The 13940-nt window shown below is 63.2% G+C and carries 15 protein-coding genes; 5 read left to right on the forward strand and 10 right to left on the reverse strand.

The genetic code is table 11. From position 1 onward, the window contains the following. Nucleotides 1-67: 67 nt before the first annotated feature. Both ABI796_RS01690 and ABI796_RS01695 read right to left on the reverse strand, forming a co-directional pair. A complete protein-coding gene (locus tag ABI796_RS01690; RefSeq protein ID WP_141283470.1) occupies nucleotides 68-1552 on the reverse strand; it encodes an MFS transporter in 1485 nt (494 codons plus the stop codon). Nucleotides 1553-1640: 88 nt separating this feature from the next. Continuing rightward, nucleotides 1641-2132, reverse strand: a complete 492-nt coding sequence (locus ABI796_RS01695; RefSeq protein ID WP_141283471.1) for a MarR family winged helix-turn-helix transcriptional regulator — start codon at nucleotides 2130-2132, stop codon at nucleotides 1641-1643. Nucleotides 2133-2221: 89 nt separating this feature from the next. On the opposite strand from ABI796_RS01695, the gene ABI796_RS01700 reads away from it, so the two are divergent. From ABI796_RS01700 to ABI796_RS01715, 4 genes are all read left to right on the forward strand, one after another. Beyond that, nucleotides 2222-3223 carry a LysM peptidoglycan-binding domain-containing protein gene (locus tag ABI796_RS01700; RefSeq protein WP_141283472.1) on the forward strand — a complete coding sequence of 334 codons (1002 nt, stop codon included), beginning with the start codon at nucleotides 2222-2224 and terminating at the stop codon, nucleotides 3221-3223. Between the two features lie 229 nt (nucleotides 3224-3452). Next, nucleotides 3453-4358 carry a hypothetical protein gene (locus tag ABI796_RS01705; RefSeq protein WP_246095776.1) on the forward strand — a complete coding sequence of 302 codons (906 nt, stop codon included), beginning with the start codon at nucleotides 3453-3455 and terminating at the stop codon, nucleotides 4356-4358. Nucleotides 4359-4383: 25 nt separating this feature from the next. Continuing rightward, nucleotides 4384-4578, forward strand: a complete 195-nt coding sequence (locus tag ABI796_RS01710; RefSeq protein WP_246095777.1) for a hypothetical protein — start codon at nucleotides 4384-4386, stop codon at nucleotides 4576-4578. A gap of 42 nt (nucleotides 4579-4620) precedes the next feature. Then, nucleotides 4621-4956, forward strand: a complete 336-nt coding sequence (locus tag ABI796_RS01715) for a hypothetical protein (RefSeq protein WP_141283473.1) — start codon at nucleotides 4621-4623, stop codon at nucleotides 4954-4956. 75 nt (nucleotides 4957-5031) lie between these two features. On the opposite strand, the gene ABI796_RS01720 is transcribed toward ABI796_RS01715, so the two are convergent. After that, nucleotides 5032-6591, reverse strand: coding sequence for an HNH endonuclease signature motif containing protein (locus tag ABI796_RS01720; protein WP_303446692.1), 1560 nt, complete (start codon nucleotides 6589-6591; stop codon nucleotides 5032-5034). An 87-nt stretch (nucleotides 6592-6678) separates the two neighbouring features. Then, on the reverse strand, nucleotides 6679-7470 hold the full coding sequence (locus ABI796_RS01725) for a tryptophan-rich sensory protein (protein ID WP_141286266.1): 792 nt from the start codon (nucleotides 7468-7470) through the stop codon (nucleotides 6679-6681). Between the two features lie 123 nt (nucleotides 7471-7593). On the opposite strand from ABI796_RS01725, the gene ABI796_RS01730 reads away from it, so the two are divergent. Next, nucleotides 7594-8142, forward strand: coding sequence for a MarR family winged helix-turn-helix transcriptional regulator (locus ABI796_RS01730; RefSeq protein WP_174754620.1), 549 nt, complete (start codon nucleotides 7594-7596; stop codon nucleotides 8140-8142). Here ABI796_RS01730 and ABI796_RS01735 read toward each other — a convergent pair. Genes ABI796_RS01735 through idi form a run of 6 tightly spaced genes read right to left on the reverse strand, consistent with a single transcriptional unit; the run spans nucleotide 8137 to nucleotide 13885 of the window. Continuing rightward, nucleotides 8137-9348, reverse strand: coding sequence for a prenyltransferase (locus tag ABI796_RS01735; RefSeq protein ID WP_141286262.1), 1212 nt, complete (start codon nucleotides 9346-9348; stop codon nucleotides 8137-8139). The two genes, ABI796_RS01730 and ABI796_RS01735, sit on opposite strands and share 6 nt — an antisense overlap. Next, nucleotides 9345-9695, reverse strand: coding sequence for a lycopene cyclase domain-containing protein (locus tag ABI796_RS01740; protein WP_141286260.1), 351 nt, complete (start codon nucleotides 9693-9695; stop codon nucleotides 9345-9347). The genes ABI796_RS01735 and ABI796_RS01740 overlap by 4 nt, the downstream gene beginning before the upstream one ends. Further along, the gene (gene crtI / locus ABI796_RS01745; RefSeq protein WP_141286258.1) at nucleotides 9695-11347 is read right to left on the reverse strand and encodes a phytoene desaturase family protein; all 1653 of its coding nucleotides are present in this window, start codon (nucleotides 11345-11347) and stop codon (nucleotides 9695-9697) included. The genes ABI796_RS01740 and crtI overlap by 1 nt, the downstream gene beginning before the upstream one ends. Next, nucleotides 11344-12258 carry a squalene/phytoene synthase family protein gene (locus ABI796_RS01750; RefSeq protein ID WP_141286256.1) on the reverse strand — a complete coding sequence of 305 codons (915 nt, stop codon included), beginning with the start codon at nucleotides 12256-12258 and terminating at the stop codon, nucleotides 11344-11346. The genes crtI and ABI796_RS01750 overlap by 4 nt, the downstream gene beginning before the upstream one ends. Then, a complete protein-coding gene (locus ABI796_RS01755; RefSeq protein ID WP_141286254.1) occupies nucleotides 12255-13334 on the reverse strand; it encodes a polyprenyl synthetase family protein in 1080 nt (359 codons plus the stop codon). Before ABI796_RS01755 ends, ABI796_RS01750 begins: the two co-directional genes overlap by 4 nt. After that, on the reverse strand, nucleotides 13331-13885 hold the full coding sequence (idi, locus tag ABI796_RS01760; RefSeq protein WP_141286252.1) for an isopentenyl-diphosphate Delta-isomerase: 555 nt from the start codon (nucleotides 13883-13885) through the stop codon (nucleotides 13331-13333). Before idi ends, ABI796_RS01755 begins: the two co-directional genes overlap by 4 nt. Between the last annotated feature and the right edge of the window lie 55 nt (nucleotides 13886-13940).

The following is a 13940-nucleotide window of genomic DNA, read 5'->3' on the forward strand; positions in this document are numbered from 1 at the left end:
GATTTATGCTTTGGCGCTCCTTGCAAAAGTGCCGCCCAATCCGGAGGGGTGGGCGGCACTTGCGCGGTTATCCGAGGTGGACGTGCGGGGTGTCCCCGCTGCCGCTGAAGGTTTTGCGGTCGATCCTGATGAGAAGCAAAGCGATGGGGGTGATCAGTATGGCCACAGCCGATGCCCACAGGAACACGAGCGAGTAGCCCGCGGTCAGCGCGTTCAGTGTCCTGCCGCCGGCTGCAGCGGTGGCCGCGGCCGCGATGGTGCTGAAGAGCGCGATGCCCAGTGAGCCGCCAATCTGCTGTGAAGCGTTGACCAGTGCGCTCGCCACTCCGGCGTCGTCCTTGTCCACCCCGAAGAGTGCCAGGTTCTGCATGGGAACGAAGACCATTCCCAGCCCGACGCCCATGAGAATCAGCGCGGGGAGCATGTTGACGGCGTAGCTGCCCTCGGGTGTGACCTGCGTGAGCCAGATCATTGCTGCAGCCACGAATACAGGTCCCAGCGCGCTGGGGATTCTCGCTCCCAGTTTGGGCAGGTTCTTCGCAACCAGGCCGGCGGTGATAATCAGCACCACGGTCATGGGCAGGGATGCAATTCCGGCAGCAAACGGAGCGAACCCCAGGACGATCTGGAGGTAGAAGTTGATGAACAGGATGCCACCAATGAGGACCGCTCCGGCCAGGAATGATGCCAGGAAGGCGGCGGCGCGGTTGCGTTCGGTGGCCACGCGCAACGGCAGCAGCGGGTTCTTGACCTTGCGTTCGACGGCGACGAACAGGACCAGCAGAACTACGCCCAGCGCTATGAAGCCCCAGGACTCGATTGCGGCCCAACCGTGTTCGGCATTGGCGAATCCATACACCAGCGAGCCCAGTCCCAACGCGGCAAGAGCGACGCCGGGCCAGTCGTACTTGGTGGAGCCGCCAGCTTTGCTTTCCCTCACCAAAGTCCAAACGCCAACGAGGGCGATCAAGGCAATGGGAACGTTGACGAAGAAGCACCAGCGCCACGAAACGAACTCGGTAAGGAACCCGCCCAGCAGCACGCCCGCGGCCGCGCCAATGCCGCTGATGGAACCGAAAACAGCGAACGCGGTGCCGCGATCCTTGCCGCCCGGGAAGGCGACCGTCAAAAGCGCCAGTGCTGCCGGGGCGAGCAACGCGGCAAAGACGCCCTGCAGTGCCCGTGCGCCGATCAACTCCCATGGCTGCTGCGCGAGTCCGCCCACCAGCGAGGCCACCGCGAAACCGGCTGAGGCTGTGATGAAGGTTCGCTTCCGTCCCCAGAAGTCCGAGATCCGGCCACCGAGCAGCAGGAAAGCACCGAAGACCAAGGCGTAGGCGGTAACCACCCATGCCCGCGTGGAGTCGCTGATGCCCATCTCCATCTGGAGGCGGGGCAGCGCCAAATTCACGATGGTGCCGTCCAGGACAACCATGAACTGGGCGAGGGCCAGGAAAGGCAGGGCCCGCCAACCTATGCCCTTTTTGTTGTTGTTGTTCCCCTCGCCGGTCAGGCTCGGGGAGCCGGACGTTTCGAGTAGTCGTGATGCCACGCGTCACCCATTCCCATCAGTAGTAATACTTATGAAAGTATAAGTACTTGAGGGTGTCTATGTAAGCGGCGAAGGAGTGACGTTCGTCCTAGTGGTGTTCAGAAGCCGGGGGCCGGGCCTGGTCCGGCGCCTTTTCGGGTTCCGCCAGGAAAGAGGCCAGCCGCTCCAGCGCAGGCAGGCTGGCCGCGATCTGATCCCGTTCTTCAGGGGAGAGGCGCTCGCTGGCTTTCGTCAGCGCATCGGCCCAGGCGCCTTCCAAAAGCGATTTGATGCGCCTGGATTCGTCCGTGGGGTGGAGGGAGACGTAGCGCTTGTCTGCTGCATCTTTGACCCGGGTTACGAGGCCGGAGGCCACCAGCTCACGCAACTGCATGCTCACATTGCTCAGTTGACGACCCAAACGGGTGGCCACCTCCGCCACCGTGACGCCAGGGTGGCTTTCAACAACCCGGAGGATCTCAAGCACTCCGTTGGAGATGGGGCGGATGCCTGTTTCGTTGAGCGACTTGCGCCGGATGTCAGACGAAATATCGATCATGCAGACGGCCAACGCCACATGGTCCACTGGCTTTTCTCCCATCCGTCAAGCATAGGTGGGTGGCATAGTGGAACCAGCAATATCTGCTGGGACATACACTCGCGGTAACGCGGGGCTTTTTGGGGGAAGTAATGAAGTTTGCCGTTCGGTCCGTCCTGCTCGCGGTAGTGATCACTACCGGGCTGGTTTCCTGCTCAACGCCGCAGTCCACGGAGGCCGCGCCCACACCGGTACCCTCAGCAACCGCGGTTCCTGCCGCCGTCGAAAAAGGCCCCCTCACGGGTGCCAAGGTCACCGACTCCTTTGGGAATGTGAACTTTTATACTGCGGTGGACGGCGACACTCTGACGGATGTAGCAGAGGCCTTTGACCTCTCCACGGGGAAGATCCTGCAATTCAACGAGCTCGCCATTGGAACGGCGCTACGGCCGGGAACCAAACTCCGCCTGATTCCGGCATCAGGTCCGGTCGTCGGGGCAAGCGGAGAGGCCACCGAGGATGCGAATGGCATTCCCACCAGCTACCGGATTGTGGAGGACGACACCCTGGCCGGAATCGCCTACAGGTTTGGAATCACCGGGAAACAGTTGGCGGAAGCAAACAAGGTCCCTTACGTCCACGAGCAAGGCAACAGCTATTTCATGCAGACCGGGCGCCTGATCCAATTGCAGAGAAACCCTGTGGACAGCAGGTCCGGCACTGGCGAAGCGGTCTACAATTCGTTCGGGCAGCCGATCTTTTATACAACCGTGGACGGCGACTCTTTCGACAGCCTCGGCTACAAATTCCGGTCCACCACCGAGCAATTGCTGATGTACAACCCAGCCCTTTCGGCTGCAAACCCCATCCCTGCCGGCACCAGGATCCGCTTGATACCGGGGGAGATGCCCATCGAGGGAGCGCGGGGAAGCTTCACCGCTGACGCTGACGGCACACCGCTGACCTACACGACGGCGGCGGGAGACACGGAGAGCCAGGTGGCCTTCCGCTTCAGTGTTGTGGACATTCGTTCTGCCAACTGGCCGCTTACTGGCGGCGCGGGATCCTGGTACGAGCTGACGGATGCCCCCACCGGGGAGTTGGTGCCCGGCCAGACCATCAGCATTGCCCTGGACCACCCGATCAACAGGTAGTCCCTGGTGAGGGCGTCAGGCTTCCTGTCCAGTCTCGTTTTCTGTCCAGTCACGTTTCCTGTCCAAGCGCGCAGTAGGCGGGTATAGTCAGCCCATGCTCTCCATGCGCCGATTTACTTGCCCCCGACCGGTCTCCGGTCGCGAGGGCTGGTTGGCGCGCGCCTAGGTCCTGGCACTGGAGTGAGTCGGGGGAGGAATGCCCCCTTCCGTTCCAAACCAAGGACCCGCAATGCCCTCTTATCTCACCCCCTTAGAGCTTCACGATGCCTTGAGCGTCAGGGATCTCTCCAACCCCGATCACGGCCCACACGCAATGCAGTCCCTCCTGGGCGGCGTGGTGCAGAACCTGCGCCAACACTGGGATGTGCCAGCAAGGATGGTGCGTCACAGCCCGCTGGTCAGCGTGGCCGACAATTATGACCGGCTGGGATTCAGCGCCGCCGATGTCACTCGCGATCAAAGGTACTCCCGTTACATCAGCCTCACCGTCATGCTGCGCAGCCACACCTCCGCTTCCATCCCATCCCTGCTGCGCTCATTGGATCCGGAGGAGCTATTGGACGAGCTGTGGGTCATTCCGGGCTTGGTCTACCGGCGCGACTCCATTGACCGAACCCACGTAGGAACGCCGCATCAGGTGGACCTCTGGCGGGTCTGCTCCACAAAGACGCTGGACTCCAGGCACCTGAAGGAAATGATTAATTCCTTGGTGGATGCCGTGCTTCCCGCCGCCCAATGGCGTGCTGTCCCGGCCACCCATCCCTATACCAAGGAAGGCATGCAGATTGATGTCAGGATGAACAATGAGTGGCTTGAGCTGGCCGAATGCGGGCTCATGGCGCCTCAACTTTTCCTCGATGCCGGTTTGGATCCTGGCGCTTGGTCCGGGCTTGCCCTTGGGATGGGACTGGACCGTGCACTCATGCTTCGCAAGGGCGTTCCGGACATCAGGTTGCTCAGCTCCGCCGATGCGCGGATTCAACGGCAGATGATGGACCTATCAACTGTCCCCGTGGAAATCGGTGTCCCATATGCCATCCATCCGCAGGGATTTGTCCATTGTGGTAGCGGAGGATGTGGACGCAGAACTGCTTGGCGACAGGGTCCGGACAGTCTTGGCGGGCCGGGCCAATGACTTGGAAAGCGTCGAGTTACTGGCTTTGACCACCTGTAACCAGCTTCCGGCGGCAGCGCGGCACCGGCTTCGCATCCGTGCCGGGCAGGCTAACGCCCTGATACGGCTGGTACTGCGCCCTCTTGGCAGGACAATGACCGATTCTGAGGCCAATCAGATTCGGGACGACGTCTACCTGGCTCTGCACGAAGGGCCGGTCAAGGATCTCATTGTGAAATGACATGCGGTTAGTCCAGCGCAGTTCGGTTGCTAGGCTGGACGTATGACCCGTCGCCTCGCAGCTCTGTCCGCCGTCCCCCTGTTGTTGCTGCTGGTCGGCTGCGGCGCTGTGGAGGAAGCTGCGACAACCGCTGCCAGCGACGCTGCGTCCAAGGTGGCATCGGCAGCCGCCGATGAAGTAACCAAGCAGGTCTGCGCCGTGGTCCAGGATGGCTTGGTCAGCGTTCAAGACAAGCAGGTACTGGCCGGCTTGGTCTCGGCCGCAAGCGCTGCCGGCGTTCCCGCAGAAATCACGACGCCGTTGAACCAGATCGCGGAGGCCGGAGACGAAGTGCCGGCGGAGTCGGTTCAGGCCCTGAAGGACGCCTGCGCGCCGTAGTTGACGAAGGTATCCGCGCCGTCGCTGACGAAGGTCTCGGAGGCCCACCAGAGGTACCCGCGGCGCTGATCGTGGCTAGGTTGGGGCCGAATGCTTTGTTGGTCCCGCCCGATGACCGGGGAGTGGCGGAGGCTTCGATCGGTAGCGGTGACCGGTGGGAGTACCAACTTCCATGGTGTGAATCTCGCCGGTGATCGTACTGCCCGTAGCGCCGGTGGTGCCCGTATCTTCCGATGTTCCCGAAGTACCCGTTGTGGCGGTCCACCCGGGGTGTTCTTTGGTGTGGTTGCAGGCTTCGCATAGCCCTGCACCGTTCGCGGGGTTCGTTTTCCCGCCGGAATGCCAGGACACCACATGGTCAATATGCCGGATGGGCGCATCACAATACGGCGTCCGGCACGTGTGGTCCCGGGTCTCGATGAACCGCCTCAGCTGGCCGGTGAAAAGCCGGGCCTTCGAATCCGTAGCAAGCAACTCACCCGTACCCGGCGCCGTGTAAAGCCGACGAAGCCACACATCGAATTCCTTATCAGGCAATGGTTGCGCCGCCTGCGCCTGATCCCGTCCGGCGGGTGCCCGCCCCGCAGTTGCTTTTCCGGCGTTTGCCCGCCCGGCGTTTGCCCGTCCGGAGTTGGCTGCCGGCCGTGAGTTTACGGCTTGCCCCAGTCGGAGGAGCTCCCGTGCCCATTCCGCCGGGACGATCCCGTACCCTCGAAGCCGTGCCGGTTCACTATCGCCCTGGAACAGGGTCCGGTCCGTCATGACCAGATCCAGGTTGATTCCCGAAAACCCGCCCGGGGTCCCGGTGATGCGTTCGACGAGGGTGTCGGCCATGACCTGGCCGCGGGTCGGGACAGCACTACCTGAACCGGAAGCACCACCCGAACCAGCGTCACCGCTGGAACGGGCCGAATCAGCCGCTTGGGTCAGTGCTTTATAGACCGCCACACCCTGGGCCACCGGCAACAGCGCCGTCAAATACGTCATGGTGTCCGGCGCCGGACGCAAACTCACCATCCGCTCAGACGCCGCACGGGCAGCACGCCCCGCCACCGACCGCGGATCACGACGATACGCAGCAGCCTTCGCCGCCGCCACAATCGCCCTGTCGCCCTTCCCATCAAAAGTCCCCGTATCCGCGGCGAGTTCCTCATCAACCGCAGCCCGATCCTCAACACTCAGGCAGGCCGTCTCCTTCACCAGCAGCGTGGCCCGCCACTCATTCAACAGCCCGGCCTGCAACGCCGCCAACGTCCGCGGCATCTCCACCACCAAAGCCTTAGCCAAACCCAACAACCGCGACCCACGATTCGGGGATTCCCGACGCGCCAACGCCACCTGCGCACCCACCCCTTGGCCACGCTCAGCCGCAGGAACACCAGCCTCGGCCTGCTCAACCCGCTGAGCAAGATCAAAAGCCACAGCCGCCCGGGCCTGCAGAGCAACAATCGCCGATTTCAGGTTTTCCAGTCCGTGGATCTGATCGATCAACCCACCATCTTCAGTGCTCAGACGGATGGAGCCCAGCAGGGAGATCAGGTCCGAAATCCGTGGCTCACGCGGGCCGCCCTCTGCTTTCGGAGCATGCAGAAGCGCCACGGTATCCGTAGCCACGCCCTCCACAATCTGCTCCATGCCCGCTACTCTTCCAGCGAGCAAAGCTCGCCAGAAGACGGCAATCCTCCTATGTGGAAAACCCCCCGGCATTAGGCAAAGCGCCAGCTAGCGTCGTGCCAGCACCGTCCGCGTCCGCACTGCAATTGCGGCACCGAGGACCAAGGCTGCAGCGACTGCCGCTGCGATAGCCGTGGGGAATGACTCGGGGGCATCCGCGCTGCGGCCGACAGTGATCCACACAAGGCCCCACGCGATAGCGGCTGCGAGTGCCAGCCGGCCGTGCCCTTTGATGGCCAAGGAAACGCCCACAACGGCTACCACCACCAGGACGCCCACGGACCAGATTTCGGGACGCAGGCCCAGCCCGGAGAAGCCGGAAGCCTTGAGCGCCGCTGCAATGTTTGCGCACACGGCCACGCTGGTCCAGCCCAGGTACAGCCCCAGAGTCCCATCAACAACAACAGCTTCAACCCAGGAATCCGCTCGGCTTTGGCTGTAGCGCAGGAAGGCGGTCACCAGCGTCACGAGCAAGGCAAGGATCACCACAACGCTGACCAGAAGAAGGCCTGCCTGAACGGACAGGATCCAGGCGGCGTTGAGGATCATGGACACAGCAACGATCCACCCGAGCGAGCGCTGCCGGGGATTGGCCCGCTGGGACGGCAGCCATTGCCACACCGTGAAGGCGAACAACCCGGTGTACACCACGGACCAGATGGAGAAAGCGGGTGTGGCGGGCGCCAGAAGTGTTGAGTCGGCGGCCAACGCTCCGCCGGCTGCCTGCGCGATGGGCGTCCCGCCAAAGACTCCGACGCCGATCATGGAACCGACGATGCACACCACCAAGCTCACGGTGACCGTTATCTGCCGCATGAGATCCGGGCTTTGAGTTTTCATGTGCTGAGCCTCTTCCTGGTGGGATGTGCGGGTGGGAAGTGCGGGGTCATGCATTCCGGGGGCAGGTGACTTAGTATCAAATTGCTAGCGAAACGAGCTTTACGCTTATCGAAGGAACATCGGATGGACGCGAATGGCCACGCAAAGGGCTATTGGTACGGCAAAGACCCAGGTCAGAAGGCCATAGCCATTGAGGTCTTGAACGCCCTGCGGGATTACCGCGCCTCCGAGCAAGCCATGCGACGCCGGACCCGTTCGTCCATGGGCATGGGCGAGAAGGACCTGTTGGCTCTGCGCTACCTGTTTGAAGCCGAGGCCTCCGGCAAAGTGATGAAGCCGAAGGATCTGGGTGACAAGCTGGGCATAACGTCCGCTTCCATGACAACACTGATTGACCGCCTGGTGGAGTCCGGCCATATTCGCCGCGAACCCCACCCCACTGATCGCCGCGCACTGATCCTGAAGGCCACTCCGGGCTCGGACCAGGAAGTTCGGCACACTTTGGGTGGGATGCACCGCCGGATGCTTGATGCGGCCTGCGCTTTGAATCCCGAGGAATCCAGGGTAGTGGTGGGCTTCCTGCAGCACATGCGCGAAGCCCTGGACACCATCGATGAAGAACCGGCCGACCCGGAAGAACCTTCAGACGCCCAGCACCCCACAGCATCATGAGGTGAGGCTCCACTGCAGGATGAAAATAAGCGTCACCAGGAATCCTGAACCATAGTTGAGCCAGATAAACCGCCGCCAGGCCACATTGGTGCGCGCCGCCGTCGTATCCGTCACGTTCCAGTACGGTGCGCAGTTGATGATGTACGGGATGGCGATGATGGCCGCGAGCGGCCCGGGCCACGGGGTGGCCAGCATGGCCAGGCCCGCAACAAGCCAGAGTCCGACGGCGAGCCTCACCGTCCGGCGGGCACCGATCACAGTTGCTATGGAACCGATTCCGGCCTGCCGGTCCGGTTCGATGTCCTGGACCGCGCCAAACGCGTGCGCAGCCATGCCCCAGAGGAAGAACGCGGCCAGGAGGATCAGCAGCCCGGGCGTCACATTCGTCCCGGCCAGCGCCAAACCGACGACGGCGGGACTGACAAAGTGCGTACTGGAGGTCAACGAGTCCAAGACCGGGCGTTCCTTGAAGCGGAGGCCAGCCACGGAGTAGGCCACCACGGCGAAGGCGCTCACCGCCAGGCTGATCCATGCCGCAGGCCCGCCCGCGAACGCCAGCACCAGCAGGAACGGGATGTTGGTGATGGCCGCGAGCCACAGCATGGGCCGGTGCAGGTGCGGTTGAAGCAGGGCGCCTTCCATGCCGCCCTTACGCGGGTTCTTGAGGTCCGACTCATAGTCGAAGACGTCGTTGATACCGTACATGGCCAGGTTGTAGGGGATCAGGAAGTAGAAGGTGCCCACAATCAGCACCCAGTCGATTTCCCGGGTGGTGAGCAGCATGGCCGCGGCAAAGGGGTAGGCGGTGTTGATCCAGCTGACAGGGCGCGACGCGAGGAGGGCCTGGGGGACGAGGCCCTTGAGACTGCCCGCCGGCTTGGAGCTCCGCTTGCGCGTGAGCCACATCCACAGGCCTGGCAGCGCAACAACGCCCGCCAACGGGTAGGCGAAGTCCTCGATGGGTGCCAGGCCGATCCTGAACCCGAGGATGTGTGAGGCGTCGTAGTGGAAGAGTTCCATGCCGATCATGACCGAATCGAACACAGCCGTGAGGACAGCCAAGGCCGCGAACGCGAGCCCAACGGCCTTCCAATGCTTGGCGGCTTCGCCGGACCGGGCACCCGACCGCGCACCCTGTCGGGCAAAGATCACTCCGGCCACCACGGCAGCGGCAATGAACGCGAGCGCGAGCCACAAATATGTCATACGTGCTCCCGCACTTTCTCATGGCGTTTAGCCGGGACGGCGTCCAGCAGCCGCCGTGCGCCTGTGTAGAGAACCATGGTGCACAGCACCAGGAATAGCAGGAAGACGGGTTCTTCGATGGGCAATTCGGGTGCGAGCAGGAGCCCGGTGGCTATGGTGCCTTCGCCGCGCAGGAAGATCCCCAGCCCGATTCCGGCCAGGTCCCAGCCGAGCAGGAACAAAACCCCGACGGCGGTCACTATCGCCGCTGCTTTGCCGTCCCGCCAGAAGAACAGACGGAAACGGTGATCGAGCAGGAGCATGCAGGCGATGCCCAGAAGCAGCGAGGCCAAGTAGAGAACACCCATTAGCCAATCCTGCTAGCTACAGGCCTCACAGTGGTAGGGCCGGTGCTGTGATCGCCGCGGATCCGCTTCAACACAAGCTCGGCGCTGATAAGGCACATGGGCACGCCAACGCCTGGAGCCGTGGTGGCGCCGGCGTAGTAGAGACCGCGGACACGTTTGGAGGCGTTTTGGGCCCGGAACATGGCGCTCTGCTTCAGAGTGTGCGCCGGTCCCAGCATGCCTCCGCGCCAGGAGTTGTAGTCACGTGCGAAGTCGGCCGGGCCGATGGTGTGCCGTGCAACCACGCGCTCGCGGAGGTCCGGGATGTTGGCCCACCGGGCGATCTGGTCAATGGCGGCGTCGGCTGTCCGTTCTATCAGCTCATCACCGCTGCCTTCCGGCCCGCCGGAGCCCAGTGAGGGATCGGCGGGGATGGGGACCAGGACAAAGAGATTCTCGTGGCCTGTGGGTGCGACGCCGGGATCGGTGGCGCTGGGTTTGCAGACGTAGATGGAAGCGGGGTCCGGAATGCTTGGATCTTCACCGAAGATGGAGGCGAAGTTGGCCTCCCAATCGCGGGTGAAGAACAGGGAGTGGTGGGGAAGGTCCGGCAGGGAACCCTTCACCCCCAGCATCACCAGGACGGCGCCGGGTCCGCTGGTTCGGCTCTGCCAGTACTTTTTGTTGTAGCTCCGGTCCCTGACGCCGAGCAGCTGTGTTTCGGTGTGATGGAGGTCCGCGCCGGAAACCACCTGATCGGCCACGCTGTAGTGCTCAACTCCGGAGTGGTCGCGCCACTTGACGCCGGTGACTTCCCGGCTGTCCTTGCCGGTAAACCATGAGGGAAGGTTCAGGCAGTCCAAGCGCCCGATTTTCTTGGGGTGGGCCGCTTCGCGGGTGGTGATCTTCAGGGCTTCGGCACCTGTATGGATCCTCACGCCGGCCTCGATCGCCAAGGCTTCCAGGCGTTCAACCAAGGCCCAAAAACCGCCCATGGGGTACTGCACGCCCTCGCCCAGGTCCAAGGCGCTCATCAGGTGGTACATGGCAGGAGCGGCGGATGGGCTGGTGCCAAGGAAAACTGCCGGATACCCCAGCACTTGCCGAAGCACCGGATGCTGGAAGCGCTGGGAAACGTATTTGTCCAGGGGGGTCAGGAGCAGTTGGGCCAGCCTGGGCAGGCTGCGCACTACCTCTGGTTGAAACAGTGCCTGCAGCTTGGTGAACGGGTTGTAAAGGAAGAACCGCTCGGCCATCTCCGTAGTGTGCTGTGCTGAGGCCAGGTAGGAGCGGAGCTCTTTGGCACTGCCTGGCTCAAGGTGTTCGAAGGTGTCCAAAACCTGATCGCTGCCAAGCGGGATGGTCAACGGGTCCGGCCTGACGCCGTCGTGGTTTGGTTCGCTGAAGACGCGGTACGCAGGGCTGAGCGTGCGCAGGTCCAGTTGTTCAGCGGTGCTGGTGCCGAGCAGTTCAAAGAAGTGGTCGAACACCCCTGGCATGAGGTACCAGGATGGTCCGGTGTCCCAGCGGAATCCACCGCGTTCCAGGCTGCCGGCGCGGCCGCCCACTTGTGCGCGCTGTTCGAGCAGCTGGACCTCGTGTCCTTCATGGGCGAGGAGGGCGGCGGTGGCAAGCCCAGCGATGCCACCGCCGATCACTACTGTGCGGGTCATTTGTGCAGCTCCATCCAGGTTGAGGCCACGGCGCGGGCCGCGAGCCCGGCTTTTACTGCATCCGGTACACGGACGCGGGAGCGGTAGAGCTCGTCCACGGTGGTCTGTTCAATGCGGTCCGTGAGCGCCTGGAACAGTGCCGAGGCGCTGCGCACGGCAGCCCGGGCGTCACGGGGCAGCAGGGGGATGACGGCGTTGGCGTCGGCCAGCTGGGCCCGGATGGTACGGACCCATTCCATACGGTCCTGGTCCTCCAGGTGGTCTGAGGTGCCTAGGTAGCTGCGGCCCAGGCGGGTGGTGTCATCGGCCAGGTCCCTGAGGAAGTTGATGTTCTGGAAAGCAGCGCCCAACCTGCTGGCGCCGTATTCCAAAGCCGCGGCGTCGCCGTCGTCGATTTTCTCATCCCGCATGAAGACCCGCAGGCACATCAACCCCACCACCTCCGCGGAACCGTGAACGTAACCGTCGTGGGCGTCAGCGTCAAAACGACGCAGCGGTGCGGACTGTGGCGCGGCTTCAGTCTGCTCGCCAAGGTCCATGCGCATGGAGTCAAAGAACGGATCAATGAGCGATTGGTCGATCCTGGCGGCGCGGGCAGTCTGGGCGAAGGCATGAATGATGAGGTCGCTGCTGTAGCCGAGCTGTACGGCCCTGTGGGTCTCGTCAATGAAGTGGGTCAGTGCCTCGCACTGTTCCTGGTAGCTGAGGCCCGCCTCGGCCGTCACTCCGTCAACGAGTTCGTCGGCCACCCGCACCAGGGCGTAGATGTTGCGGACGTGTTGGCGGTGCCGGGAGCCCAGCAAGCGGCACGCCAGGCCGAACGAGGTGGAGTAGGCGGAAATGACTTGGTTGGCGGCACGTTCTGCCGTGCGCGTGAAATGTGTAAACGAGGTATCCGTGGCCACGCTCATGACTGCCGTCCCTCCAGCTGTCCGGCGAGATCGAGCATCACGTTGCGCACGCTGGCCGGGATGGTGCTGGTCAGTTGATTGTTGAATGCCTGCATTTGTTCCTCGATGAGGCCTTGGACAAATGCTTCGGCCCCGCAGTCGCTCAGATGCCTGCGCACATGCTCGCCGTCTCCGACGCTCAGCTCAGGCCTGCCAAAAAACGGCTCAATGTCCGGCCACGCCATGGTGGTCCGTGCGTGGGCGATGATGGCCGTTTCCTTTCCCTCGCGGAGGTCGGAAAAGGGATCCTTGCCGTGGCGGCGAGGATCCCCGAAAGTGGACAGGAGGTCGTCCTGGAGTTGAAAGGCCAGGCCAAGATGCCTGCCGGCTGTTGCGAGCGCATTTTCGACGGCGAAGTCGGCGCCTGCCAGCGTTGCGGCGGCACGCAGGGGGAGTTCAAAAGTGTAGGTAGCCGTCTTGTAGCCACACATCACCAGGATTGTCTGAAGGTCCGGGGCAATAATGCCGTCGCCCAGGCCTACATCCAATTGTTCGCCTGCAACGGTCTCGTTGATGGTGTGTTCCAGGAGGTCCAGGAGCCTGAGCCGGAGCCCGTGCGGGAGGTCTGCCCGGGCGAAGGACTGATGCGTGGCGGCGAGCAGCATGTCGCCCATGAGGATTCCGCCGGTCTGGGCCCAGTGGAGGCCGCTGCCGGCGCGGGCGTTTTCGCCTGCTTCCGCGAGGAGGGATCCGATCAGGTTGGGGTGCCCGCGGCGGACGAGGTCGCCGTCGATCACGTCATCGTGGAGGAGGAAGGCGTAGTGCAGGAGTTCGATGGCTGCGGCGATGCTGATGGCGGTTTCGCGGCGGCGCGGTTCCTGAGCCTGGTGCAGGGCATCGTAGGTTTCCATCAGCAGCAGAGGCCGGACAAACTTACCGCCAAGGACGTTCTGGCCGGCGAGAGCCCACAGCCTGGCGAAGTCCGGGCCGTAGGCTGTCGCGGCGCTGGCCCGTTTGCCGATCAGCCCGCTGAGCTCGTTTTCGATCGCGGTGCAGAGCTCGGTCCGGCCGCGGACGGTGCTTGAGGTGATGGTCATGCTTCGGCCCCGGCCTGGAGTGGCAGGGCACCGGCCTCGAGCAGCTCGGGGAACTGGAGCCCAAGCCAGGGGCTGAACGCGGAAGGCGTGTGTTCCAGGGCGTCGGCGAGCAGTGCGGGGGAGATCCAGGCCCAATCGGCAACTTCTGCGGGGTTTGGCTTCAGGACGCCGGTGATGCGGGCTACGTAGACGGGGCAAATTTCATTCTCCACGATCCCGGTGGGGTCTACCGCCCTGTATCGGAAGCGGGGGAGGACCAGTTCTATCCTGGTGGCGTCCACGCCGAGCTCGAATTGTGCCCGCCGGAGGACGGCATCCTCAGAATCTTCGCCGGGGCCGGGATGGCCGCAGAAGCTGTTGGTCCATACCCCGGGCCAGGTCTTTTTCTCGGGAGAGCGGCGGGTCAGGAGAACTTCCCCGACGTCGTTGAGCAGGTAGCAGGAGAAGGCGAGGTGCAGGGGAGTGTCCAGTGTGTGGACTCCTGCCTTGGGCGCCTCCCCAATGGGCGTTCCGGCGTCGTCAAGGAGGACCACCATTTCTGTCGCGTTCATCTTGCGCCTACCTCCACACCTTGATTCTGCCCGAAACCCAATATTGCTAGACAAG

Origin of the sequence: Paenarthrobacter aurescens, from assembly GCF_041549525.1 — a bacterium.
In the GTDB taxonomy this organism is placed as follows: Bacteria; Actinomycetota; Actinomycetes; order Actinomycetales; family Micrococcaceae; genus Arthrobacter; species Arthrobacter aurescens.